The following is a 24,738-nucleotide window of genomic DNA, read 5'->3' on the forward strand; positions in this document are numbered from 1 at the left end:
GCGTGAGACGACAGGTGCGCATCCCGTTACCGGACGGCAGTTCGCTGGACGCGACCGTGGCACTGCCGGAGGGGACGGCGCCCGCGGGCGGATGGCCGGGCGCGGTGGTCGTGCACGAGATCTACGGCGTCGAGCCTGACATGCTGCGGGTGCTCGACCTGTTCGCCGAGCGCGGCTACGCGGCGGTCCTGCCCGACCTGTACAGCCACGGCAGCAGGATCGGCTGCCTGGCGCGGGCCATGCACCAGTTCAGCACCGGCAAGCCGGGCCAGATGGCCGCCGACATCGACGTGACCAGGCAATGGCTGGCGGACCGGGACGACGTCGACGGCGAACGGCTCGGCGTGATCGGGTTCTGCCTGGGCGGCGGGTTCGCCCTCGCCTACGCGGCCGGCGCGCCTCCCGGCGTGCGCGCCGCGTCGGTCAACTACGGCGCGGTCCCCAGCGACCAGGAGGAGCTGCGGTCGGCGTGTCCGGTCGTGGGCTCCTACGGTGGTCGCGACGCGGGCTTCCGTTCGCACGGCAGGCGGCTGCGGGAGCACATGCGGGCCCTCGGCATCGAGCACGACGTCGAGGAGTATCCGGCCGCCGGGCACTCCTTCATGACCGACGGCCATCACCCCGTCGCCAGGCTCGCCCTGTTCCCGCTGCACCACGGCCTGGTCCGTACGGCGGCGGACGACGCGTGGCAGCGCACGTTCGCCTTCTTCGACAAGCACGTCGCCGACCACGGCCGGTCGTCCTGACACGAGTGCTTTCCCTCGCAGCGGGCGCCGGTTGGCATCACTTTGCCGGCACGGGAAGACATGCCTGGTAATCGGCGGGATGAATCCGCTGACCATAGGTAGAACACCGGTCGCGCCATGTAACAGTCGCAGGCGAGCGAACGGCTTCGCGTTCTGACACATTGTCGGCGCCGATGTTCTTGTGCGTGATGAAGAACGCGACGAGATCACCGCCCGCCATCCCGTCAAGAACGGCGCAATATGGCATTTGAGCTGCGGAAATATATCAGAATCCGAATAGTTTTCGCGTTTGCTCGGCGACGGACCGTAGTCATTTTACACCTTGACTGACTGTCAGTTTCGGGCCAGTAATATCTGTCATGCTTTGTAATACAATTGCGGGAACGCGGCGCAATGTGGTGACTTTACGGACGTGAGAGATTTTCTCATCGTCGGGGGCGGCGTCGCGGGCGCCGCGGCCGGCTACTTCCTAGCCGAGTCCGGAACCGTGACCCTGCTCGAAATGGAGCAGGCCCCTGGCTACCACTCGACCGGACGGTCGGCAGCACTCTTCTCGGAGTACTTCGGCAACCGTGCCGTACGAGCTCTCACCGCGGCGAGCAGATCGTTCCTCGCCGCACCGCCTGACGGTTTCGCCCACGCCCCGCTGCTGACGCCGCGGGGCCTGCTCGCGCTGTGCCCGCCCGGCGGGGAGAAAGTGTTCGACGAGGTGCTGGCCGAGGGGCAGGAGGCCCCCACGCCGGCCGTGGAGATCGACCCCGGCGAGGTCGGGCGGTACTGCCCGATCGTGCGCCCGGGCTGGTGCAGCCGGGCGATGCTGAAGCCCGCGGCGATGGACATCGATGTGGACGCGCTCCACCAGGGGTTCCTGCGCGGCATCCGCGCCAGGGGCGGCCAGGTGATCACCTCGGCGCGGGTGCTGGCGCTGTCCAGGCGCGGCGGGGTCTGGCGGGCGGTCACCGACGCGGGCGAGCACGCCGCGCCGATCGTGGTCGACGCGGCCGGGGCCTGGGCCGACGAGGTGGCCGGCCTCGCGGGCGTGCGGCCCGTCGGGCTGCGGCCGCTGCGCCGTACCGCGTTCCTGGCGGACCTTCCCGACGGGGTGGACGCCGCGGCCTGGCCCATGGTCACCGACGTGGCGGACACGTTCTACTTCAAGCCGGAGTCGGGCCGGCTGCTCGTCTCGCCCGCCGACGCGGCGCCCATGCCGCCGTGCGACGCCCGCCCCGACGACGTGGACGTCGCGATCGGCGTCGAGCGGGTCCAGGAGGCCACGACGCTGCGGATCCGCAGCGTCAGGCACGCCTGGGCGGGGCTGCGCAGCACGGTCGCGGACGACACGCCGGTGGTCGGTGAGGCGCCGGACGCGCCGGGCTTCGTCTGGCTGGCCGCGCTCGGCGGCTACGGGGTGCAGACCTCGCCCGCGATCGGCAGGATCGCCGCCGCCGCGGCGAGGGGGACGCCGCCCGACGTGGCGTACGCGGCCCGACGCGTGTGGAACGACATGGAACGCCTATGAGGAAGGCGACGGGGCGTGTGGGGCGAAGGAACCGGTCGCCAATCGGACATTCCTAACACAGAGAGGTGCAGATGACCGGCAACCCCACTGGCTTCGCCGGCCGAGCGATCGGCTTCGGTCCCTTCAGACCGGTCTCGGCGATGATCGAGGAGCAGACGGATCGAAGTCCCGAGCGCCCGGCGGTCACCTACGACGGCAGGACGCTCACCTACCGACAGCTGGACGACCTGGTGAACGGCCTGGCCGCCACGCTGGCCGGGCACGGCGTCGGCAAGGGCGACGTGGTCGCCGCCCTGCTGGTCAACTCCCTGGAGCTGCCGGTCACGTACCTGGCGCTGATGAAGCTGGGCGCGGCGTTCGTCCCGCTCGACCCGTCGTGGCCGCGGGAGCGGATCCGCGACACGCTTGAGGTGCTGCCGGACGGGCCGATCCTGTGCGCCGCCGACGACGCCCTGCCGCCGGACTCACGCCACCGGGCGGTCACCGTCGACCTCGACGGGATCGTCCCGACCGGCCGCCGCCCCGCGGTCGACCTCGGCCCAGGCGACCCCGTGTACGGCTACTTCACCTCCGGCACCACCGGCACGCCGAAGTGCGCGATGAACCTGCACGGCGGGCTGACCAACCGGTTCCGCTTCATGACCCGCTACTTCGCCGCCACCGGGGACGACGTGGTGCTGCAGAACAGCAGGCACACCTCCGACTCCGCGATCTGGCAGCTGTTCTGGCCGCTGACCACGGGCGGGCGCACCGTGCTGCCCGTGCAGGGCGAGTTCCTCAACCTGCGGCACACCATCGACCTGATCGCCCAGTACGGCATCACCACCGCCGACTTCGTCTCCAGCGTCTTCAACGCGCTGGTGGCCGTCGTGGACGGTGACGAGACGGCCCTGGGCGGGTTGTCGACGCTGCGCCGGCTCATCGTCGGCAGCGAGGCGGTCAACCCGCCGGCGGTGCACCGGCTGATGAGCCTGCTGCCCGGGCTCAGCGTCACCAACGGCTACGGCCCGACGGAGGCCTCCATCGGGATGGTGTTCCACCGCGTGTCCGCCGCCGACGGCGACACGATCCCGCTGGGTCGGCCGATCGACAACTGCTACGCCGTGGTGGTCGACGACGACCTGCGCCCGCTGCCGCCGGGCGCGACCGGCGAGATCGCCATCGGCGGCGCCTGCCTCGGCGCCGGCTACCTGGGCGACCCCGCCGCCACTGCCAAGGCGTTCGTCCGCAACCCGTTCCCGCAGCGGATCCCCGGAGATCGGCTCTACCTGACGGGCGACCTCGGGCACCTGGACGGCGCGGGCCTGCTGTTCTTCTCCGGGCGCAAGGACTTCCAGGTCAAGATCCACGGCGTGCGGATCGAGCTGGGCGAGATCGCGGCGGCCGCGCAGCGCTGTCCCGGCGTACGGCAGGCCGAGGTCCTGGTGGGCGAGCAGGCAGGCACGAAGGCGCTGGCGCTGTTCGCCTCGGGAAACGGGCTGACCGAGAGCGCGCTGGGCGCGGAGCTGCGCCGTACCCTGCCCAGGACCAGCCTGCCCCGCTACTTCTTCCTGCTGCCCGAGATGCCGCTGCACGACAACGGCAAGGTCGACCGCGGGCGGCTCCAGGAGATCCTGGACGGCAGGCTCGCCGAGGACACCGCGCTGCTGGCCGAGAGCGTGCCGACCACGAGCCTGGCCGACCAGGTGCTGCGGGCGATGCGCTCGGCGCTCGGCTGGCCTGGCCTGACGGCGAGCACGCACTTCGCGGAGTCGGGCGGCGACTCCATCCAGGCGCTGTCCGCGGTGCACATGATCACCGCGGAGACCGGGGTGCGGGTCGACGTCAAGGACCTGTACGACCATCCGACCGCCGACGACCTGACCTTCCTGATCGAACGCCGCCGCCGCGACGGCGCGGCCATCGAGGAGGAGTCCGTGCTGATGGCACGCGACTCCGCGCTGCCCGAGGGCGAACCCATCCGCCCCGCCCCCAGGCCGGAGAGGCTGCGAACCGTGCTGGTCACGGGCGCGACCGGGTTCGTCGGCAGCCGCCTGGTGCACGAGCTGCTCGACCGCACCGACCTGCGGGTGGCGTGCCTGGCACGGGCGGCAGGCGACCAGGCCGCGACCGAGCGCGTCGTGGCGGCGCTCACCGAGCGGGGGCTGTGGGAGCGGCGCTTCGCCGACCGGCTCGACGGGTACGCGGGCGACCTGGCGTTACCGGGCCTCGGGCTGGACACCAGGACCTGGGAGCACCTGGCCCGCACCTGCGACCTGGTGCTGCACAACGGCGCGATGGTCAACTTCCTGTTCGACTACCGCGCCCACCGCCAGGTCAACGTCCGCGGCACCATCGAGCTGGTACGGCTGGCGATGGCCTACCGCCCCGTCCCCGTGCACTACGTCTCGACGCTGGCCGCGATCCAGGAGGAGGCGCTGCACCGCGGCGAACGCCTCGCCGAGGACTGCGACCCCTCCCTGGCCAGGACGCCGGCCGGCGGGTACAGCCGCTCCAAATGGGTCGCCGAACGCTACCTCGCCGAGGCCCGGAACAGGGGCGCGCTGGTCACCGTGCTCAGGCTGGGCGAGATCATGCCGAGCGCCGACAACGGCTACCCGAACCCGGTGGCCTTCACCCACCTGCTGCTGTCGGCGTTCCTGCGGCTCGGCGTGCGGCCCGACGTCGCCACGCGCTCGGACTACACCCCGGTCGACTACGTGGCCTCACGGGTCGCGGCCGCGGTGTCCGACACCGGGGTCTGGGGCCGTACCCTGCACGTCTTCCGCTCGGAGAGCGTCAGCCTCGACGACGTCCTGGCGCGCGCGGGCGTGCCCATCGCGCCCATCCCGTGCGGGGACTTCGTGTCCCTCGTCCGCGAGACCGGGCGGGCCACCGGCGACCGCGAGCTGACCACGCTGGCCTCGCTGCTGCCCGCCGTACAGGACGAGGGCGAGTTACGGCGGGCCTTCGGCAGCCTGCTGACCGACAACCCCGCGCTGTTCCGCAAGGACGAGTGCCACCGGCTCGAACAGCGGTGGCGGCTCGACGAGGGCACCCTTGACGGCCCGATCGCCGCCTACCACGCCCGGCTGGCGAGCAGGAACGGCAACGGCCTGGCATTGACCACAGGACAGAGGGGCTAAGGATGCGCTACCGCAAGATGGGGAACCTCGGCTGGGAGGTCAGCGAGGTCGGATACGGCATGTGGGGCATCGGCGGCGGTCCCGGCGGCTTCACCGGCTGGGACTACGACGTAGCGCCGCAGTGCCTCGACGAGGCCGTCGAGCTGGGTTGCACCTTCTTCGACACGGCCTGGGTGTACGGGCGGGGGGTCAGCGAGCAGCTGCTGGGCGCGCTGCTGCGCCGCCATCCGGACAGGAGGCTGTACGTCGCCACGAAGATCCCGCCGAAGAACAGGGAATGGCCTCCCGGGCCGGACGACACCCTGGACGACGCCTACCCCGCTGACCACATCAGGGAGTACACCCATCGCAGCCTGGAAAATCTCGGGGTCTCGCGCATCGACCTGATGCAGTTCCACACCTGGGAGGACCGGTGGGCGGGCGACGAGCGGTGGCAGGAGGCGATCGCCGGGCTCAAGAGCGAGGGGCTGATCGACGCGGTCGGCATCAGCGTGAACCGGTGGGAGCCCGCCAACTGCTTCGCCGCGCTCGACACCGGCCTCATCGACGTGATCCAGGTGATCTACAACATCTTCGACCAGGCGCCCGAGGACGAGCTGTTCGACCGGGCGCTGCGTGACGGCGTCGGGATCATCGCCCGCGTCCCGTTCGACGAGGGCACGCTCACCGGCACGCTGACCACCGCGAGCACCTGGCCGGACGAGGACTGGCGCAGCACCTACTTCGGCCCGGAGAACCTGCTGCCGAGCGTCGAGCGCGCCGGACGTCTCAAGGAGGTCCTTCCCGAGGGGATGTCGCTCCCCGAGCTGGCACTGCGGTTCATCCTCCATCACCCGGCGGTCAGCACGGTGATCCCCGGCATGCGCAGACCCGCCCACGTCCGGGCGAACCTCGCCGTCAGCGACGGGCGGCCCCTCGCCGAGGACCTGCTGCGTGAGCTGCGCGGGCACCGCTGGGACCGCGAGCCCACCTGGTGGTCCATGTGAGCGCGGCGCCGATCGTCATGTGGGGGCACTCGCGCTCGGCCTCGACGGCGTTCGAACGCATGATGATCGAGCGGGGCGACGTGACCGTCCTGCACGAGCCGTTCCTGGCCGTGACCGAGGAGGAGGAGCTCCATCTCCCCGGCGGGGTGACGGTCCGCTCGGAGCGGGAACTGCTGGTACGGCTGGCCGAGCTGGCGCCGGTGTTCGTCAAGGAGGTGCTCGACTACGAGTACCCGCACCTGTTCGGGCATCCGGAGGACCTGGCCGGGATCGTGCACACCTTCATCGTGCGCGACCCGCGACCCACGATCGCCTCGCACTACGCGATCAAACCGGCGGTGACCTGCGAGGAGATCGGATACGAGCGCCTGTTCCTGCTGTTCGAGCTGGCCTGGAAGGCCACCGGCCGCAGGCCGCTCGTCATCCGGACCGAGGACCTGGTGCGGGAGCCCGCCAGGGTGGTCGAGGCCTTCTGCGAGTACACCGGCCTGCCGTTCCTCCCGCACGCGCTCACCTGGTCGGCCGGTGACCGGCCGGAGTGGGAGCGGACCCGCCGCTGGCACCTGGACACGAGCGGCAGCGCCGGGTTCGAGGAGCGCCGCAACACCTACCGGGACACCGTGGACAACCACCCGGCCCTGCGGGCCTTCTACGACCACCATCTGCCCTTCTACCAGCGACTTGTGGAGCAGGCATGAAGCAGTCCCCCGGCCAGTTGTTCGCCCAGGCCTACGCAGGCGACCCCGAGAACGCGCAGGTGAGTTTCGACTACACCATCACCGAGGCGCACGAGCCGACCAAGGACAGGCCGCGGCTGACCGTGCGCAACCTGCTCAGGGTCGTCCCCGTCGAGGGCGACGGCGCCAGGTTCTGGACGGAGTCCCCGCCGAGCGAGGAGGAGCGGCAGGCGGTGCGCGACTCCGGCGTCCGGCGGGAGGCGGCGTTCAGGTTCGGGATGGCCGAGGCCAAGGTCCAGCCGATCCGGGCCTGGGTGCAGATCCCCGACGGGCTGGCCGCCTCCCCCGACGCGCTGGCCACCTTCCTCGACTACCGCCTCCTGGTACGGCTGGCCACCGCGGAGAACCTCGCCCTCACCACCGCCCTGCTCGGCCACCCGGAGATCGCCCGCCTGCCGTACGACACCGACTACGCCGGCGGCATCCTGGCGGCCTGCGACGAGGTCGAGCAGTCGGGCGCGACCCCGCACGCGATGATCGTCAACCCGAACGACTACTACCACCGGCTGGTGGGCCGCGGCGGGCTGCTGGCGGAGCTGGCCGAGGGCAACGGGATGAAGGTCAGCCGCAACCGGTGGATCGACCCGGGAGACGCCCTGGTCGGCGACATCTCCGTGGCGGCCAGGCTGCTCGACGCGGGCCGGTCGGTGATCCGCGTGGCCGAGCCGCCGCCCGGCACGTTCGCCCGGCCCGGCGTGGCCGTCTGCGCGGAGGTCTACGAAGGCGTCGCGGTCCACCTACCGGGCCTGTTCTACCTGGTTACCCCGACGACGAAGAACAAGGAAAGGCCGTGACCATGTCAGAGGAGTACCGGCGCAACGGTTGGTGGCGGAGCGAGACCTTCCTGGACGACCTGAAGCGCCACGTCGCAACATCTCCCGACAAGTCCGTCCTCATCAGTCGTCGAGTGGCCGACGGCGTCACCGATGACATCACCTACGCCGAGCTGGACCGGCTGACCGACCGGATCGCCCACGGCCTGATCCGGCTCGGCGTGCGGCCGGGTGACTTCGTGGCCGTCCAGTTGCCCAACCGCAAGGAGACGCTCCCCCTGACGCTGGCCTGCATCAAGATCGGGGCGCGCATCGCGCCGCAGATGCAGCTCTACCGGCACCGCGAGCTGGACTTCATGATCCGGCTGACCGAGGCGCGGGTGTTCATCACCCTGAACACGATCGGCGACCTGGCCACGGCCGAGATGGCGATGACACTCTCGCAGGAGATCCCGGCGCTGGAGCACGTGGTGGTCATCGGCGGCGACGGCCCGCTCGGGTCGCTCGACTTCGACGAGCACCTGCTCGGCGACGAGCCCGGCGATCCCCAGGAGCTCGAGGGCAGGGCGCTGGGACCCGACGACCCGTTCCTCATCCTGTTCACCTCGGGCACGACGGGCGAGCCCAAGGGCGCGCTGCACAGCCAGAACACCCTCTACGCCGCCATCAAGGGCTACGCCGAGGCGTACGACCTGGACGACAGCCTGGTCATCATGACCTCCCAGACCTCCATGCACTACGTGGGCCTGGTGATGACGTACCTGACGGCGCTGACGCTGGGCGGCACCGCGGTCACCGCCGACGTCTGGGACCCCGGCCTCTACCTCGACCTCGCCGTCGAGCACGGCGTCACGCTGTTCTACGGCTCGCCCCCGTTCGCCAGGGACATCAGCGAGGAGCAGGCGGCCCGCCCGCGCGCGCTCCCGAGCCTGCGCAGCTTCGTGTCGGGCTCGGCGCCCGTCCCGCCGATCCTCGTGGAGCGGCTGAACGACACCCTCGGCGTACGGGTGTACGCGCTGTGGGGCATGACCGAGAACGGCGGCGTCACCATGACCAGGCCGCAGGACCCGCCGGAGCGGGCCGGGGAGAGCGACGGCACCGTGGTGGACGGCATGGAGGTCCGCGTCGTCGACGAGGACAACCGGCCGGTCCCCACGGGGGAGATCGGCGCGCTGCAGGTGCGCGGCGCGGCGCAGTGCCTCGGCTACTACCTGCGCGACGACATCTACGGCAAGTCGATCACGCCCGACGGCTGGTTCGACACCGGCGACCTGGCCCGCGACGACGGCTACGGCGGCATCCGCATCTCCGGCAGGACCAAGGACGTCATCGTCGCCAAGGGGTGCTTCAAGATCCCGGTGAGCGACGTCGAGGCGCTGCTCGGCAGGCACGGCGCCATCCGCGACGTCGCGCTCATCGGCATCCCCGATCCGACGCTGATCGAGCTCGTGTGCGTCGTGGTGACGCCGTCCGGGCAGCCGCCCACGCTCGAGGACCTGCGGACCTACATGAAGGAGGCCGGGGTGAACGAGACGTTCTGGCCCGAACGGCTCGAACTGATCGACGCGATGCCGCGGACCGCCACCGGCAAGATCCGCAAGGTCGAGCTGCGGGAGCGGTTCGGCGTGGCGTCCGGCTGACGTGGCCGGGTCACGGGCGCTCCCGCTCGCCGTACTGTGCGGGAGCGCCTTCCTCGGCGCGATCGACGTGCAGCTGGCGAACATCGCCTTCCCCGACATCCTGCACAGCTTCCCCGGCAGCAGCCTGGCCGAGCTGTCGTGGGTGTTCAACGGCTACGCGATCGTGTTCACGGCGGCGCTGTTACCCGCGGGCGGGCTGGCCGACCGGTTCGGCTACCGCCGGGTCTTCCTGACCGGGCTCGCGGTGTTCGTGGTCGGGGCCGCGCTGTGCGCGATCGCCCCGTCGGCGGGCGTGCTGATCGCCGCCAGGGTCGTGCAGGGCGTGGGCGGCGGGGTGATCACGCCGCTGACGCTCGCCCTGATCCTGCCGTACTACCCGCCAGAGCGCCGCGGCACGGCGATCGCCGTGTGGAGCGCGGCGCAGTCGGTCGCGACGGCGTCGGGGCCCTCGCTCGGCGGCATGCTCGTCGGCGTCTGGGACTGGCGGACGGTGTTCTTCCTGCACCTGCCGGTCGGGCTCGTCATCCTGGCGGGCGCGTGGCGGATCGTGAAGCCGGGCGTGACGCAGACCGCCACGTCCAGGCTGCCGGACATCACCGGCCTGTTCCTGCTCGTGGGGGCCATCGGCCTGCCCTCGCTGGCGATCGTGCAGAGCGACGCGTGGGGCCCGGGCAGCCCGGGCACGATCATCGCGCTCGCCGCGGGCGTCGCGGTGGGCGTGCTGTTCGTCCGGCGCGCCCGCAGGCACCCCGCCCCCATCGTGGACCTGAACGCCCTGCGGGCGCGCGGCACCCAGCGGGCCAACCTCGCGATGTTCCTGCTCGGCCTGGTGATGTTCGCGCTGCCGCTGGCCAACATCCTGTTCCTGACCAGGATCTGGGGATACTCCGAGGCCGCGGCGGGGCTCGCGATCACCCCCGGGGCGCTCGCCCAGGTGCTGACCGCGCCGCTGGCCGGGCGGCTGGTGGCCAGGACCGGTCACCGGAGGCTGGCGCTGTGCGGGGTCGCGCTCCTCGCGCTGGCCACGGCGTACCTGGCGTTCGCGGCGGGCGGCGGCCATACCTATCTCACGATGGTCCTCCCCGCGGTCGTCCTGTCGGGGACCGGGATCGCGGTGCTGGTCAACTCGCTCAGCGGCGCGGCCGTGGCCGAGATCCCGCCCTCGCGGCTGGCCACCGGCACCGCCCTGTCGGTCACCTCCAGGGCCGTCGGCGCGGTCATCGGCGTATCGGCGCTCGTGCTGGTCCTGTCGGGCGACCGGCTCGGGTCGATCGGCGCCTACCAGGGGGTCTGGACGACGATGATGGCGATCTGCGCCCTGGTCGCCGTCGCCGCCGCGGGCCTGCGCACCCCGGAGCCCCAGCCGAGCCCGTCCAACTGAAGCGTCGACCAGATTGTTGACAATTTTGCCGACAGAAACGGCCGCCCGGGCGTCTCCCTGCCTGAACACCTGGCCATCATCGACGCCGTCTGCGCCCACGACCCCGAGGCCGCGGAGCAGGCCGCCCGCGCCCACCTGCGCAGCGTCATCAAGACCCTGCTCACCTTGCCGGCTGCAGGAGATCGTCCAGCCAGTCGAAGACCACCTGGTCGAACCGCGACCGGTTGAGCGCCTCGGTGTGCCCGCCCGCGCCCTCGTCGGCGGTGAACCTGGCGAAGGTCTTCGGGCACACCAGGGCGTCGTAGAGGCGATCCGCGTACGAGGCCGTGGGATCGTTCTCCGCCCACACCACCAGCGTGGGGCAGGAGATGCCGGCCACCACGTCCGAGAGGCGATAGCGCGCCAGGTCGACGACGTACTCCCCCAGCGTCTTCAGCCCGTGGACCCACAGACCGCGCTGGATCAGCCGCCACCGCGCCACCGGGTCCGCGGACACCTCCGACAGGTACGGGTCCAGCTCCGCCAGGTCCACGTCGGGCAGCCGGTCCCTGATCTCCTCGGGAAGCGGCAGGACGGCGTGAATGGCGCCCAGCTGGTCGTACTGCCCCGGGTCCGCGATCAGCGCGGCGATCCGGTGCTCGACGCCGGCGGCGCGCGGCGCCAGGAACCCGCCGAAGCTCCACCCCATGACCGCGATCCGGTCCGGGTCGATCTCGTGCCGGGTCAGCGCGAAGTCGATGATCGGCCGGAGCACGTTCTCCCAGTCGGGCCGCATGCGCAGCCCCTGCTTGATCAGCACCCGTCCCTGTCCTGGCCCGTCGACCAGCAGGCAGTTGTACCCGCGGCGGGTCGCGGGCACCGCGTGCGACCAGTACATCTCGTGCACGTTGGAGTCGTAGCCGTTCACCCCGACGAGCGTGGCGCGCCGGTGCCGCGAATCATCGGCCAGGCAGAGGTACCCCGGCAGCACGGTCCCCTCGAAGGGCACCTCGACCGGCACCACGGGCGGCGTCATCAACTCCGCGAAACGCGAGAAACACGACGCCTCCCGATCCGAGGCGACGACGAGCCGGCTGTCGACCGGCTCCCCGAACAGCGGAAGGCACGCGACGCGGTAGTAGGTGGAGGCCCGCAGGAACGCCTCACGAGCGCTCACGGCGTGCCCGGCGGTGTCGCTCTCGGATCCCTGATCCTCGAGCCGCCCCGCGGTCGACACCCACGCGTTGTACCAGCTGGTGGGGTCGCCGGAAACGATGTTCGCGGCGGTGGCGGCGCATTCGCCGTACTCGGCCCCACCCCGCGAGATGGTGGACACGGCCCGCCAGGCGAACATGTCGAACAGCGGATCGTCGAAGAACAGCTTCACGCCACACCCCCGTTGACGCACGACTCCTCGAGCAGGTCGGCCTGTCCCGCGACGGCCCATCCCCGTGGGACACCGGTGATCCGGATGGAGCGTCTCGGCGCGATGCCCAGCCGAGCCGCGCACTCAGGCCCGATCCCGAGGGCCTGGGACGCCGGTGTGCGCAGGCGGTGCCGGCAGGCCCGGCACCGGGCCAGGTGGGAGCGGAGCTTGAACTCCTCCAGGTCGAGGACGAGCAACTGCAGTTGACCCATGCCCTCTTCCTCCCGATCCATGTCCCCAGTTCATCAGCTTCCCGCCGCCGACCTGCGGATTCGAGCAACGTGTCGGCCAACCCACGGGGAAGGATCATCCATGACGCGCGATTGCCCTTGATCCGGTCGCGGTGGTGGTCCGGTAAGCCCCTAGGCGTCCAGGCCGTTCAGCATGAGGGTGATGCCGCGGCGGAAGCGGGCGTCCATCGTGCGCGCCGTCAGGTCGTCGGCCAGCAGGCGGACGCTCGGGAACTCCTCCTCCGGCAGCGCCTTGAGCTGCTGGTTGACCCGGGCGAGCACGTCGGACGGATCGCCGCCCGCCGCCTCGGCCGAGTTCATCGGCCGCAGCTCCTGCAGGACGAAGCCGCTGACGTAGCCGGTCAGCAGGAACGCGGTCTCCGCCGCGGCCCGCCGTTCGACTCCCGCCGACAGCAGGGCCGACAGCAGCGTCTCCAGGGCGCGCAGCGTGTTGGGCCCCTGCACCCAGCGGCCCGCCATGATCTTCGCGGCGTCGCGGTTGGCCAGCAGCAGCCGGCGGTACTCCACCAGCGCCGCCTCCACCCGCTCGCGCCAGGGCAGCGCGGGGTCGGGCCAGACCGCCTCGCTCAGCAGGTCGTCGGCCACCAGGTCGACCAGCTCGTCCTTGCCGCTGACGTGCCAGTAGAGGGAGGAGACGTCCACGCCCAGGCGCAGCGCCACGCGCCGCATGCTCAGCCCCTCCACGCCCTGCTCGCGCACCAGGTCGCGGGCGGCCGCCACCACGGCCCCGAGGGACAGCTCGGAGCCCGAGGCGGGCCGACCGCGCCGAGGTCTGGTCACGCCGCCTCCTTCTGGGTTAGGCTCCCCATCCTACTAAACCAACACTGTTGGATTAAGGGAGATGCGATCATGTTCGACACCCGGTTCGGACTTCTGATCCCGCAGCGCGGCGTCGGCTTCGGCCTCGGAACGCTGGACGAGCTGCTGCACCTGGGCGTACTGGCGGAGGACAGCGGCGCGCTGAGCTCGGTGTGGGTGGGCGACAGCCTGACCGCGCAACCTCGGCCCGACTCGGTCTCGCTGCTGGCCGCGCTCAGCTCGCTCACCCGCCGCGTCAGGCTGGGTACGGCCTGCCTGGCCAGCTTCCCGCTGCGCGACCCGGCGCAGCTGGCCTACCAGTGGGGCACCCTCGACCAGCTGTCCGGCGGGCGCATGGTCCTCGGCGCGTGCACCGGGCTGGTCTCCGGCGGGGTCAGCCAGGCCGAGGGCGCCCACTGGGGTGTGCCCGACCGCGAGCGCGCCGCCCGCCTGGAGGAGAACGTACGGATCTGCCGCGCGCTGTGGACCGGCGAGGCGATCGACTTCGACGGCCGCTTCCACACCTACCGCGACCTGGCCATCGCCCCCACCCCGGTGCAGGATCCGTGCCCGGTGGTGATCGCCGCCAACCCGTGGAACCCCGCCTTCGCCGACCGGGCGCTGCGGCGGGTGGCCCTGCTCGCCGACGGCTGGATGACGGCCTCCAGCTGGCCCGGCCTCTTCGACGGCCTGTGGGAGCGGCTCCGGGCCCTGCTGGCCTCGGCGGGGCGCGATCCGGGTACGTTCCCGGTCATCGCGATGCACAACGTCAGCATCGGGCAGGACAGGGAGGCGTGCCTGGCCGAGACCTCCCGCTTCATCGCCACCCACGAGAACGGCGAGGAGCCCCCGCGCGAGATGGTCACGGCCTGGACGGCCGCCGGGCGGCCCGCCGAGTGCGCCGCCGGCCTGCGCGCCCTGCTCGACGGGGGCGCCACCCACCTGGCGCTCCGCCTGACCTCGTGGGACCAGCGCACACAGCTGTCACGCCTGGTCGAGGAGGTCCTCCCGCTGGTGTAGTCAGTCGAGGCCGACGTGCCGGGCCAGGACGGCCACCTGCTCGGCGAAGTGCTCGATGAACTCGGCAGACCTGGGATCGGCGCCGCAGACCCCCTCGATGACGTGCGGCAGCGTGGTAGGCGCCATGGCGGCGGCCATCAGCATGACCAGCAGGCAGGCAGGATCCAGCTCGGCGGGAAGCCGGCCGGCCCGCTGCAGCTCGCGCAGCCCGTCGAGGCCTTCGCCGAGCATTCTGGCGCGGGCGGCGTGGTCGGGGTCGCCCTCCGGGCCGCTGTATTGCAGGCCGCTCCAGGCCAGCAGGCGCGGCCCGTCCGGGTTGTGCAGCGCCTCCAGGGCGTGGCGCCGCAGTTGCTCGGGCAGCGGTGTGCCCGGTGCCGCCAGCTCGCGCTGCCGTTGCTGCCACTGCTCCGACATGGCCTGGTAGAGGCCCTCTTTGCCGTCGAAGTAGTAGTAGATCAGCTGCTGGTTGACACCGGCTCTGGCGGCGATCGCGCTGGTCCTGGCGCCCGCGTAACCGTGCGCGCCGAACTCGGCCAGCGCCGCTTCCAGGATGAGCTTGCGGGTGCGCTCCGCGTCGCGCTGCCGCTCCTGCGGCTTGGGCGACCTGCGAGGTTTCGACGGCGACACAGAGGGATCGTACACACGCTTGAGAAAATTGATCAACTAACTGATTGACAGACTCAAGCAAACTGTCAGGCCTCGAATGCCTGGTGGAGTTCGGAGATCGAGGCCAGGTCGGTGACGAAGCCGAAGCGGCCCTGCAGCATCTGCCGGGCTCCGTCCAGGAAGGAGCGCAGGGCGAGGCGGGACAGCGCGCCTCCGATGCTCACCCGGCGCACGCCGATCTCGGCGAGCCCGTCCAGCGTGATCGTGGGATCGGCGAAGCCCATCACCACGTTGACCGGCTTGCCGACGGAGGAGACGACGGCGCGCATCTGGTCGAGGGTGCGCAGCCCCGGCGCGTACAGCACGTCCGCGCCGGCGGCCTCGAAGGCCTGCAGCCGCCTGATGGTGTCGTCGAGGTCGTTGACCCCGTGCAGGAGGTTCTCCGCCCTGGCGGTCAGGACGAGTGGGACGGGCAGGGCACGGGCGACCTCCACGGCCGCGCGCACCCGCTCCACGGCGAGCCCGAAGTCGTAGATCGGCGCGCCGGGGTCGCCGGAGGCGTCCTCGATGGACGCCCCGACCGCGCCGTGGGCGCAGGCCCGCTCGACCATCTTGGCCGCCTCCGCGGGCTCGTCGGCGTAGCCGTTCTCCAGGTCGGCGTTCACCGGCAGCGACGTCGCCTCACTGATGACGCGGCAGTTGTCGAGGATGTCCTGCTTGCCGGCCCTGGTGCGGCCGAGCGCGTTGGCCACGCCGAGGCTGGTGGTGGCCAGGGCTTCGTAGCCGAGTCCTGCAAGCAGCCGCGCCGTCCCCGCGTCCCACGGGTTCGGGATCAGGAAGGGCTCCGGTCGCTCGTGCAGAGCACGGAAACGGACGGCCTTCGTCAGCTGGTCGATCATGATGCGCTCCAGGGATCGGCTGCGGGTACGGGCTCACTGTCGGCGCCGTCCGAATGATCCGTCAAATGCATAGATGGGATATGACTCATCAGGAATACTGATTGATTGTGACGATCGAGGAGATCGAGGCTTTCGTGTGCATCGCCCGCCTGGGCGGGTTCACCGAGGCGTCCCGCAGGCTCGACCGGTCGCAGCCCGCGATCAGCCGCCGGATCAGGGAGCTGGAGCGGTCGCTGGGCACGGAGCTGTTCGAGCGGACCGGCCGCCGGGCGGCGCTCACCGAGGCGGGACGGGCGCTCCTGCCGTACGCGGAGACCGTCCTGGCGACGATCCGCGACGGCGAGCGAGCCGTACAGGACGTGTCGGAGCCGGGCGGCGCGCAGAGTCTCAGCCTCGCGATCGTGGGCACCCTGGCCGACTCGCACATCGTCGACGCGCTGCGCGCCTTCGAGGCGCACTTCCCCGAGGTCACCGTCGACCTGCGCACCGCGACCAGCCGCGAGGTGAGCACGCTCGTCCGCGACGGCGAGGCGTCCCTGGGCCTTCGCTACTTCCCCGACGCCGATCCCGAGCTGGAGTCGATCCCGCTCGGCGCGGAGAGGCTCCTGGTCGTGGTGCCCGCCTCACACCCCGTCACCGCCCGCCGCCTGCCGGACCTGCGGGCCTTCCACGGCGAGCGGTGGCTCGGCTTCCCGCCCGAGCGGGGCCAGTCCGACTCCCTCGGGCACCTCCTCGAACGGCTCACGGAGTCCCCGATCACCAGGGTCGACAGCCTCACCGCGCAGAAGCGGCTGGTCGAGGCCGGGCTCGGCATCGCCCTCATGCCCACGAGCAGCGTCCGTGAGGAACTGCGGATCGGCAGCCTGCGGGCGATCGAGATCGACAACCTCGGCGCGAGCCTGCCCGTGGTGGTCGTCCGCCGGAGGAGCGGCTACCGGAGCAGGCCGGCCACGGCCTTCCTGGACGCGCTGAAGGAACACACGCCCGAGTTGCGCGCACCAGCGTTCAAGACTTCCGGTCCCTCGGGTCGCAGGATGGACAGATGAACGAACAGGTCCGTCTGGCGGTCTAGTCGACCAGGAGCCGGACGTCCTGGTTGCCACCCGCTGCCCGGCCTGTGACACCCCGCACGCCTGGGTGGTCACCCGGCAGGGCCCTCCCCCGGGCGACCAGGTGGCCCACTTCCTCACGCCCGTCCACCGCGCCTGGGACGACGTCGTGCACACCTGCGCCAACCAGCGCCTGTTCTGCTCGACCGCCTGCGTCGACGCCTGGCTGGCCGACACCGGGCAGCCACCCGGTTACGTCATGGACCTGGCCACGCTGTGGCGACTCGCCCGCGACTGGTACGCGGGGCGCATGGACCCCGGCTACATCCGGCGCGACCCCGTCTCCGCCGCGGCGTACTTCGCCCAGGTGGGGCTGCACGGGCCGTTCTGGGGGCTGCCTTAACAAAGATTCCTGTGAATATCACATGGGCGCGACGTGGACGTGCAGCCGCTGCTCGCGCAGCTCGTCCACGGCCGCCGCGGGCGTGCCCGCGTCGAGCACGATCGCGTCGAAGTCCGACAGCGGCGCCACCCGGTGCAGCGCGACCCGCTCCAGCTTGGTGTGGTCGATGGCCAGGATCCGCCGCACCGCCGAGCCCAGCATGGCCCGCTTGACCAGCACGATCTCCTGCTCCTGGTGGAAGGCGTAGCGGCTGGAGACCGCCGAGGTGGACACCACCGCGAGGTCGGTGCTCATCGCCTCGATCGCGTCCACGCAGGCCACGCCGAGGAAGGAGTCGTGGGTGGCGTGGTACTCGCCGCCCAGCGCCATCAGCCGGATCCCCGGCGCTCCGGCCAGCAGCTTGATCGCCTCGAGGAAGTTGGTGACCACGGTCAGCGGTGCCACCTCGCCGAGCAGCCTGGCCACGGCCAGCGCGGTGGTGGAGTCGTCGAGCATGACGGAACTGCCAGGCTCGATCATGGTGACCACGTGCCGCGCGATCGCCTGCTTCGCCGCCAGGTGGGCGGTCATCCGGTAGGCGATGTTGCTCTCGAACACGTTGGAGGCCTGCGCGGTCACCCCGCCGCGGAACTTGCGCACCATCCCCTGGCGCTCCAGCTCGTCCAGGTCGCGGTGCACGGTCATCACACTGACCTCGAACGTCTCCGCCAGCTCCGCCAACGAGGCCGACCCCAGCCGCATGACATGCTCGGCCATGGCCTGACGCCGGGCGGTCCCGCCGCTCCTACTCACCTGGCCCGCTCCAAAGATCGATCACGGCGCATCGTAGCGCGCACGAATTCACCATTGACACGTGTTCGGGCGCCTCATAGTGTCACCCATCAATCACAACATCTCACCGCTAAACGTTAGATTTAACAATGAGGTGGCGGACGTGCCAGCACCCAGCAGGCTCGGCAGAGCATCCGGTACGGCGAGGCGTCCCACATTCGCATGGTCTTCATTAAAACGTTCGCATAGCTCGGGGGACCACACCTTCGGAGGAGAAACCCCATGAACGACCTACGCGCCGCCAAGCTCAGCCGCGGCCACTTCTTCCGCATGATGGGCGGCCTGGCCGTGGCCACCGCGGTGACCGCCTGCTCGACCAGGCAGCAGACCACGTCAGCGTCGGGCACAGGAGTCCAGCTGCGCTTCGTCGGCGTGGCCGACCAGAAGGCCCCGATGGACGAGCTGGTCCCCGCCTACAAGCAGATCAAGCCGAACGTGACGCTGGCCACCTCGTTCGCCCCCACCGACCAGGTGCAGACCTCGGTGCGCACCCAGCTGGGCGCCGGCAACGGCCCCGACCTGCACGTGGTCTACCCCGGCAACGGCAGCGCGATGTCGATGACCCAGATCGCCAAGGCGGGCCTGCTGGCCGACCTGTCGGAGCAGGCCTGGACGCAGACGATCCCCGCCGGCTTCAAGCCGGCCTTCCAGCTCGACGGCAAGACCTACATCTTCTCGGCCGGGGCGTCGGTGATCGGCGCCGTGTACAACACCGAGGTCTTCAAGGCGGCGGGCATCGACGCGCCGCCCACGACATGGACGGAGTTCCTGGCGGTCTGCGACAAGCTGAAGAAGGCGGGCAAGGTGCCGATCGCGCTGGGCGCGCAGACCCCGTGGGTGACCCAGCTGATCACCTACGCGCTGGTGCCCTCCACCGTGTACGCCAACGATCCCACCTTCGACGACAAGCAGCTGGCCGGGCAGGCCACCTTCGCCCAGTCGGGGTGGAAGCAGGCCCTGGAGATGTACCTGGAGCTGCAGAAGCGCGGCTTCTTCAACGACAAGCCCAACGGGACGACCTTCGAGCAGCAGATCTCCATGGTCGCCACCGGCAAGGCGGGCATGGCGATCCAGGTCTCCGCCGTGCTGCCCGACTTCCGCAAGGCGGCCTCCTCGCCCGACGTCCTGTCGATGTTCCCGCTGCCCGGCGCCGACGACGCGGCCAAGGTCTGGATCCCCGCCGGGGTCGTGGTCGGGCTCGGCGCCAACGCCAAGGGGAAGAACCTGGCCGAGGCCAAGGCGTTCATCGACTTCCTGGGCAGGCAGGACAGCATCAACCGGTGGGCCAAGGCGATCGCGGCGATCCCGCTCACGCAGGACGCCTCGTCCACGATCGACCCGGCAGTTAAATCGTTCTTGCCGTTCACCAAGGACCGGGCCGTGCCGTTCATGGACCAGCGCTGGCCCAACGCCGAGGTGCAGCCGGTGCACTTCGCGGTCGTGCAGGACCTGCTCGCGGGCAAGTCCACGATCGACGAGGCGCTGAAGAAGATGGACGAGGCCTACCAGAAGTGAGCCGGTTCAACGCGCTGTCGCCCTCGTGGCTGTTCGCCGCGCCCGCGCTGCTCGTCTACGCCGTCGTCGTGCTGTATCCGAGCGTCGCGGGCGTCGTCTACGCCTTCACCGACTGGAGCGGCATCGGCCAGGACATGCGCTTCGTCGGGCTGGCCAACTTCGGCTCGCTGTTCGGCGACGATCAGGCGATGGGCTCCATCGGCAACACGCTGCTGCTGACCGTGGCCATTGTGGTCGTGCAGAACGGCGTCGGCCTGCTGCTGGCGCTCGGCGTCAACGCCAAGCTGAAGAGCAGGGCACTGCTGCGGGTCGTGTTCTTCGCGCCCGTGGTGGTCTCGCCGGTCATGGTGGCGTTCCTGTGGAAGTACGTCTACGACCCGGCCGGGGGCCTCAACGCGCTGCTCGGCCTGCATGTCGACTGGCTGGGCGACCCGTCGGTGGCGCTCTGGTCGATCGCCGGGATGGTGGTGTGGCAGTACGCCGGCTACTCGATGGTCATCTTCCTGGCCGGGCTGGAGGGCGTGCCGTACGAGCTGCACGAGGCGGCCATGATCGACGGGGCGGGGCCGTGGCAGCGCTTCCGCTACGTGACGTGGCCGTTGCTCGCCCCGGCGCTGACGGTCAACCTGATGCTCTCGACGATCGGCGGGCTGAAGCTGTTCGACCAGGTCTTCGCGGCCACCAACGGCGGGCCGGGATACGCCACGGAGACGCTGTCGACGGTGCTGTACAAGCAGGCGTTCGTGTTCGGGAAGTTCGGCTACAGCACGGCGGTGGCGCTGGTGCTCGCGCTGTTCGTGGCGGCGGTGTCGCTGGTGCAGGTGTACTACCTCAGGTCGCGGGAGGTGGCCCAGTGAGGCGCACGTTCGCGCTGGAGATCGTCATGGTGGCGGTGGCCGTGGCGTTCATGTTCCCGGTGTACGCGCTGGTGACGCTGTCGTTGAAGGATCCGGGGCAGATCTCGCGCTCGCCGCTGTCGCTGCCGTCGCCGCCGTCCCTGGGCAACTTCGGCAAGGCGTGGACGGCGGCGGCGCTCGGGCCGTCGCTGATGAACTCCACGATCATCACCGCGGTCAGCCTCGTGGCGCTCATCGCGCTGGGGTCCTTCGCCGCCTACTTCCTGGCCAGGGCGAGGAGCCGGTGGGGCTACGGGCTCTACATCCTGTTCCTGCTGGGCATCATCCTGCCGTTCCAGCTCGGGATGATCCCGCTCTACCAGCTCGTGGACCGGTTGGGGCTGCTCGGCACCCACGCCGGAATGATCCTCTTCTACACCGGCATCCAGCTTCCCTTCACGATCTTTCTGTACACGGGGTTCATCCGGGCGCTCCCCCGCGAGTACGCCAGCGCCGCGCAGATCGACGGCGCCTCCCACCTGACCGCCTTCACCCGGGTGGTCTTCCCGCTGCTGCGCCCGATCACCGGGACCGTGCTGATCCTCAACGCGGTCTTCATCTGGAACGACTTCTTCACGCCGCTGCTCTACCTGGGCGGCTCCGGCTTCGAGACGATCCCCGTGAGCGTCTTCGCCTTCGTCGGCCAGTACGTCTCCGACTACGGTCTCGTCTTCGCCGGGCTGGTGCTCGGCGCCCTCCCGATCGTGGTGATCTTCCTGCTGCTCCAGCGCTACGTCATCAAGGGCTTCTCCACCGGGCTCAAGGGATGAACCTCTTCGACGTCCTGAGGAACCCGCCGCGCAGCCACTCCCCGGCCGCGATCTGGTGGTGGAGTGGAGAGCCGCTGCGCCGCGATCGGCTGCGCTGGCAGCTGGAACGCCTGGTCGCGGGCGGGGTGCACAACCTGGTGATCCTCAACCTGGCGCCGTCGGGGCCGCTGTTCGGCTCGGCCGCCGACGACCCGCCGTTCTTCTCCGAGGCCTGGTGGGAACTGCTCGACGGCGTCTGCGCCGACGCCTTCGAGCTGGGCGCCTTCCTGTGGTTCTACGACCAGCTCGGCTTCTCGGGCGCCGACATCCAGGCCCGCCTGGTGGCCGAGAACCCGGCCTTCGCTGGTCAGTGGCTGGCCGCCGACGGCTCGGTCTCCCTGCGCGGCTTCGACTACCTGTCCCGTACGGCGTGCGCCGCGCTGATCGACCGCGTCCACGGGGAGTTCGAACGCCGCCTCGGCCACTGGTTCGGCCGGGTGATCGTGGGTTCGTTCCAGGACGAGCTGCCGTCGATCCCGACCTGGTCGGCCACGTTCGCCGCCGAGTACGAGTCCCGCCGCGGGCGCCCGTTCTCCCCGGGCCGCGACCATCAGCGGACCAGGGCCGAGCTGGCCGAGGAGGCGTTCTTCCGCCCGCTGCACGACTGGCACGCCCGCCACGGCCTGCTGCACGGCTGCGACCAGCAGGACCCGGCCCGCGCCGGGCACCCTGTCGAGGGGGTCGAGCTGTACGCCGACTACCCGCGCACCCACCGCTGGTTCACCGCCCCCGGCTCCGACCACCACGGCGACGCCCACCTCCACTCCTCCCTCGCCCACCTGTACGGCCGGCCGCGCGTGTGGATCGAGGCCTTCCACTCCAGCGGCTGGGGCGGCACTCTCGAGGAGACCTTCGACTGGCTCCTGCCGTGGCTGCGCGCCGGCGCCACCCTCTACAACCCGCACGCGGTCTACTACTCGACCAAGGCCTCCTGGTGGGAGTGGGCGCCGCCGGCCACGGACTGGCGCCAGCCGTACTGGCGGCACCACCGGGTCTTCGCCGACGCGGTGACCCGGCTGTGCGCCGCGCTTTCCCTGGGCCGGCACCTGTGCGACGTCGCCGTCCTGCACCCCACGGCGACCGCGCAGTCCGCACCCGCCGAGGCCGCCGCGGCGCAGCGGGTGTACAGGGAGATCGTCGGGGACATGACCTGGTTCGACGCCCGGCCGGGGGTGCTGGACCGGCTGTGCCTGGACTTCGACGTCATCGACGACGACTCGCTACGGCGGGCCACGGCGCGGGGCGGGCGCCTGAGCGTCTCCACCGAGTCGTACCGCGTGGTCATCCTGCCCGCGGTGACCGTCCTGGACGAGGACGTCGCCGCACGGCTGGCGGAGTTCGCCCGGGCGGGCGGGATCCTCGTGGCCGTGGAGACCGCGCCGGTCGAGGGTGCCCGCTTCGTCGCCGAGGCACGCGACCTGCCCGCGGCTCTGACGGACCACGTCCCCCGGGTGGAGGCGGCGGTGACGCCGCTGGTACGGGAGGTGGACGGGACGACCGTGGTGTTCCTGACGGCGGCCGCCAGGGCGAGCGAGGTCAGCGTCGGCAGGCCGGACGAGCGGGGCGTCGAGCTCGGCTGGCTGGACGCCGTGGTCGACTTCGACCCCGCACGCTACGCCCGGGAGATGACGGTCCGGGTGCGGGACGTCTCGGGGACTCCGCTGCTCGTCTCGCCCTTCGGCGGGGATGCGCGCGGCCTGCCGTACGAGATCGTGGATGGGGCGGTCGAGGTGCGGGTGCCGTTCGACGACGGGCCCGCGGCGCTGCTGCTCTTCACCGGTGAGGAGGTCCCGCCCGGGCCGGCGCCCGCGGACCACCGGGAGGTGGCCGATCTCGGCGACGAGTGGGACGTGGAGCTGGTCGAGACGATCGACGACACGTGGGGGGACTTCGGGTCCTCCGGGGTCGAGCGGTGGTCGGTGGGCGGCGTGCACGCCACGTTCGCGGCCAGGGGGCTGGTGCGGACGTCGGACGAGTGGCGGGAGGCGGTGTGGTCGTCCTCGCGGGGGATGCTGAAGGATCCGATCCACCGGGAGACGCTGGGGCCCAAGGGGCGGGTGCCGGAGGAGTTCCTCGACTTCGGGCGGGTGGAGGCGGGGCGGTCGGCGTGGTTCATGGCCGACGTGGCGGTCGCCGAGGGTTCCTGGCTGGTCGTGGGGGGTGCGGGGGTCAAGCGGGTGTGGGTGGACGGGGCCGAGGTGGTCCTGGACGACGCCGGGTACCTGGCGGTGAGCGCCTCGCCGGTGGGCGGGGGGTCGTACCTGGTGGAGTTCGTGCCGGACGAGGAGGTGTGGCTGCGGGCCCACGTCTCGTTCACGAAATATCCGGACTCTGTGCGCCGGCCCGAGTGGATCGAGGGTCCGGCCATGGAGGTCCGGACCTCGGCGGGCCTGCTCCAGGTGGCCTCCCTGGGCCAGTGCCGGATCCTGGTGGACGGCGCCGAGGTGGGCCGCCAGGGCGGCTTCGACCCCTATGCCGAGGCGGAGATCCCCCGGGTGCGCCGCTACCAGGTGCCCGCGGGGACGCTGCGGATCGAGGGCGAGGGCCGCGTCCTGGTCGACGGCGCGGCCGTGTCGGGACCGCACTGGAAGGACGCCACGGTCCGCCGCCGCCAGCACGGCGACCCCGCCGCCCTGCACCTGCTTCCCCGCCCTCACCCGCTCCCTGAGGCGGGGTGGCTGGACGGCCGCGACACCTCGCTGCCCGCCGTCTTCACGATTCCCGGAGCGGAGGAACGGACCGAGCAACTGGTCGTCGAGGTGCCGCCGGGAGCGACCAGCATGACCGTGCCCGCCTGGGGGGTAGTGGATTGGCTGCCCGGTCAGGCGCCGGCACGCGTGGAACTCCAGATCACCACTCCCCCTGGCCACCCCACTCTGGGCGGGCCGATCCGATTCGCCTGCGGGGCCGGGCGGATGCGGCTGGGCGACTGGGAGTCCCAGGGGCTGGCGGGCTTCAGCGGCGGCGTCCGCTACCGGACCACGGTCACCGTGCGGGGCCCCGCCAGGCTCGACCTGGGCCGGGTGCGCGGCACGGCGGAGGTCTTCGTGGACGGCCGGTCCCAGGGGGTCCGCGTGTGCTCGCCGTACGCCTTCGACCTGGACCTCGAGGCCCCCGAGAGCAGCCTGGAGATCCTCGTCCTCGGCACGCTGGGCCCGCACATGGACGAGAACAGCCCCACCCACTTCATCGGGAAGGGCCAGCGCGTGAGCGGCCTGTTCGGCCCGGTGCGACTGAGTTTCTGAAAGTTGTCCACCGGGTGGTGCAGTGGCGCCGTGGAGCCCACCTTCCGCACCAAGCGCGGTTCGTCATCGAGGACGAAGGACGGCGGGAAGCTCGCTGGAAGGCT

General features: G+C 71.1%; 22 protein-coding genes. 16 read left to right on the top strand and 6 right to left on the bottom strand.

Annotated features, from left to right (window positions below; genetic code table 11):
• Positions 1-2: 2 nt before the first annotated feature.
• The 9 genes from KIK09_RS44935 to KIK09_RS44975 all read left to right on the top strand — a co-directional run bounded on the left by KIK09_RS44935 (position 3) and on the right by KIK09_RS44975 (position 11,135).
• Complete coding sequence (locus KIK09_RS44935; RefSeq protein ID WP_214325664.1) at positions 3-746, top strand: dienelactone hydrolase family protein; 744 nt, start codon at positions 3-5, stop codon at positions 744-746.
• A 412-nt stretch (positions 747-1,158) separates the two neighbouring features.
• On the top strand, positions 1,159-2,265 hold the full coding sequence (locus tag KIK09_RS44940) for an NAD(P)/FAD-dependent oxidoreductase (protein WP_214325665.1): 1,107 nt from the start codon (positions 1,159-1,161) through the stop codon (positions 2,263-2,265).
• A 71-nt stretch (positions 2,266-2,336) separates the two neighbouring features.
• The gene (locus KIK09_RS44945; RefSeq protein WP_214325666.1) at positions 2,337-5,390 is read left to right on the top strand and encodes a non-ribosomal peptide synthetase; all 3,054 of its coding nucleotides are present in this window, start codon (positions 2,337-2,339) and stop codon (positions 5,388-5,390) included.
• 2 nt (positions 5,391-5,392) lie between these two features.
• On the top strand, positions 5,393-6,376 hold the full coding sequence (locus KIK09_RS44950; protein ID WP_214325667.1) for an aldo/keto reductase: 984 nt from the start codon (positions 5,393-5,395) through the stop codon (positions 6,374-6,376).
• A complete protein-coding gene (locus tag KIK09_RS44955) occupies positions 6,373-7,074 on the top strand; it encodes a sulfotransferase-like domain-containing protein (protein ID WP_214325668.1) in 702 nt (233 codons plus the stop codon). The genes KIK09_RS44950 and KIK09_RS44955 overlap by 4 nt, the downstream gene beginning before the upstream one ends.
• A complete protein-coding gene (locus tag KIK09_RS44960) occupies positions 7,071-7,907 on the top strand; it encodes a family 3 encapsulin nanocompartment shell protein (RefSeq protein ID WP_214325669.1) in 837 nt (278 codons plus the stop codon). Before KIK09_RS44955 ends, KIK09_RS44960 begins: the two co-directional genes overlap by 4 nt.
• A 2-nt stretch (positions 7,908-7,909) precedes the next feature.
• Positions 7,910-9,526, top strand: coding sequence for an AMP-binding protein (locus tag KIK09_RS44965; RefSeq protein ID WP_250574822.1), 1,617 nt, complete (start codon positions 7,910-7,912; stop codon positions 9,524-9,526).
• Position 9,527: 1 nt separating this feature from the next.
• Entirely contained in the window at positions 9,528-10,907 is a 1,380-nt protein-coding gene (locus KIK09_RS44970; RefSeq protein ID WP_214325671.1) for a DHA2 family efflux MFS transporter permease subunit, read from the top strand.
• Between the two features lie 12 nt (positions 10,908-10,919).
• Positions 10,920-11,135 (top strand): FCD domain-containing protein, encoded by a 216-nt coding sequence (locus KIK09_RS44975; protein ID WP_214325803.1) that lies wholly within the window; start codon positions 10,920-10,922, stop codon positions 11,133-11,135.
• Here the strand turns inward: KIK09_RS44975 and KIK09_RS44980 are convergent.
• The 3 genes from KIK09_RS44980 to KIK09_RS44990 all read right to left on the bottom strand — a co-directional run bounded on the left by KIK09_RS44980 (position 11,068) and on the right by KIK09_RS44990 (position 13,343).
• Complete coding sequence (locus KIK09_RS44980) at positions 11,068-12,273, bottom strand: alpha/beta hydrolase family protein (RefSeq protein WP_214325672.1); 1,206 nt, start codon at positions 12,271-12,273, stop codon at positions 11,068-11,070. The two genes, KIK09_RS44975 and KIK09_RS44980, sit on opposite strands and share 68 nt — an antisense overlap.
• Entirely contained in the window at positions 12,270-12,545 is a 276-nt protein-coding gene (locus KIK09_RS44985; protein WP_214325673.1) for a DUF6011 domain-containing protein, read from the bottom strand. The genes KIK09_RS44980 and KIK09_RS44985 overlap by 4 nt, the downstream gene beginning before the upstream one ends.
• A gap of 129 nt (positions 12,546-12,674) precedes the next feature.
• Complete coding sequence (locus KIK09_RS44990) at positions 12,675-13,343, bottom strand: TetR/AcrR family transcriptional regulator C-terminal domain-containing protein (RefSeq protein ID WP_214325674.1); 669 nt, start codon at positions 13,341-13,343, stop codon at positions 12,675-12,677.
• A gap of 69 nt (positions 13,344-13,412) precedes the next feature.
• Between KIK09_RS44990 and KIK09_RS44995 the strand changes: the two genes are divergently transcribed.
• A complete protein-coding gene (locus KIK09_RS44995; protein WP_214325675.1) occupies positions 13,413-14,381 on the top strand; it encodes an LLM class flavin-dependent oxidoreductase in 969 nt (322 codons plus the stop codon).
• Here the strand turns inward: KIK09_RS44995 and KIK09_RS45000 are convergent, their stop codons facing one another.
• Together KIK09_RS45000 and KIK09_RS45005 are read right to left on the bottom strand one after the other, a co-directional pair.
• Positions 14,382-15,008, bottom strand: coding sequence for a TetR/AcrR family transcriptional regulator (locus KIK09_RS45000; protein ID WP_214325676.1), 627 nt, complete (start codon positions 15,006-15,008; stop codon positions 14,382-14,384).
• Between the two features lie 65 nt (positions 15,009-15,073).
• The gene (locus KIK09_RS45005; RefSeq protein WP_214325677.1) at positions 15,074-15,886 is read right to left on the bottom strand and encodes an isocitrate lyase/PEP mutase family protein; all 813 of its coding nucleotides are present in this window, start codon (positions 15,884-15,886) and stop codon (positions 15,074-15,076) included.
• Between the two features lie 107 nt (positions 15,887-15,993).
• Between KIK09_RS45005 and KIK09_RS45010 the strand changes: the two genes are divergently transcribed.
• Both KIK09_RS45010 and merB read left to right on the top strand, forming a co-directional pair.
• A complete protein-coding gene (locus tag KIK09_RS45010) occupies positions 15,994-16,932 on the top strand; it encodes a LysR family transcriptional regulator (protein ID WP_214325678.1) in 939 nt (312 codons plus the stop codon).
• A 46-nt stretch (positions 16,933-16,978) separates the two neighbouring features.
• Complete coding sequence (gene merB / locus KIK09_RS45015; protein ID WP_214325804.1) at positions 16,979-17,338, top strand: organomercurial lyase; 360 nt, start codon at positions 16,979-16,981, stop codon at positions 17,336-17,338.
• 18 nt (positions 17,339-17,356) lie between these two features.
• Here merB and KIK09_RS45020 read toward each other — a convergent pair whose 3' ends face one another.
• Positions 17,357-18,094: a DeoR/GlpR family DNA-binding transcription regulator gene (locus tag KIK09_RS45020; RefSeq protein WP_214325679.1), complete on the bottom strand. Its 738-nt coding sequence runs from the start codon at positions 18,092-18,094 to the stop codon at positions 17,357-17,359.
• A gap of 297 nt (positions 18,095-18,391) precedes the next feature.
• Here KIK09_RS45020 and KIK09_RS45025 point away from each other — a divergent pair, with 297 nt between their 5' ends.
• Genes KIK09_RS45025 through KIK09_RS45040 form a run of 4 tightly spaced genes read left to right on the top strand, consistent with a single transcriptional unit; the run spans position 18,392 to position 24,634 of the window.
• The gene (locus KIK09_RS45025; protein WP_214325680.1) at positions 18,392-19,684 is read left to right on the top strand and encodes an extracellular solute-binding protein; all 1,293 of its coding nucleotides are present in this window, start codon (positions 18,392-18,394) and stop codon (positions 19,682-19,684) included.
• Positions 19,681-20,541: a carbohydrate ABC transporter permease gene (locus tag KIK09_RS45030; protein WP_214325681.1), complete on the top strand. Its 861-nt coding sequence runs from the start codon at positions 19,681-19,683 to the stop codon at positions 20,539-20,541. The genes KIK09_RS45025 and KIK09_RS45030 overlap by 4 nt, the downstream gene beginning before the upstream one ends.
• On the top strand, positions 20,538-21,350 hold the full coding sequence (locus tag KIK09_RS45035) for a carbohydrate ABC transporter permease (protein WP_214325682.1): 813 nt from the start codon (positions 20,538-20,540) through the stop codon (positions 21,348-21,350). The genes KIK09_RS45030 and KIK09_RS45035 overlap by 4 nt, the downstream gene beginning before the upstream one ends.
• The gene (locus KIK09_RS45040; protein WP_214325683.1) at positions 21,347-24,634 is read left to right on the top strand and encodes a beta-galactosidase trimerization domain-containing protein; all 3,288 of its coding nucleotides are present in this window, start codon (positions 21,347-21,349) and stop codon (positions 24,632-24,634) included. Before KIK09_RS45035 ends, KIK09_RS45040 begins: the two co-directional genes overlap by 4 nt.
• The last annotated feature ends 104 nt before the right edge of the window (positions 24,635-24,738 follow it).

Origin of the sequence: Nonomuraea sediminis, from assembly GCF_018531495.1 — a bacterium.
Lineage (GTDB): Bacteria > Actinomycetota > Actinomycetes > Streptosporangiales > Streptosporangiaceae > Nonomuraea > Nonomuraea sediminis.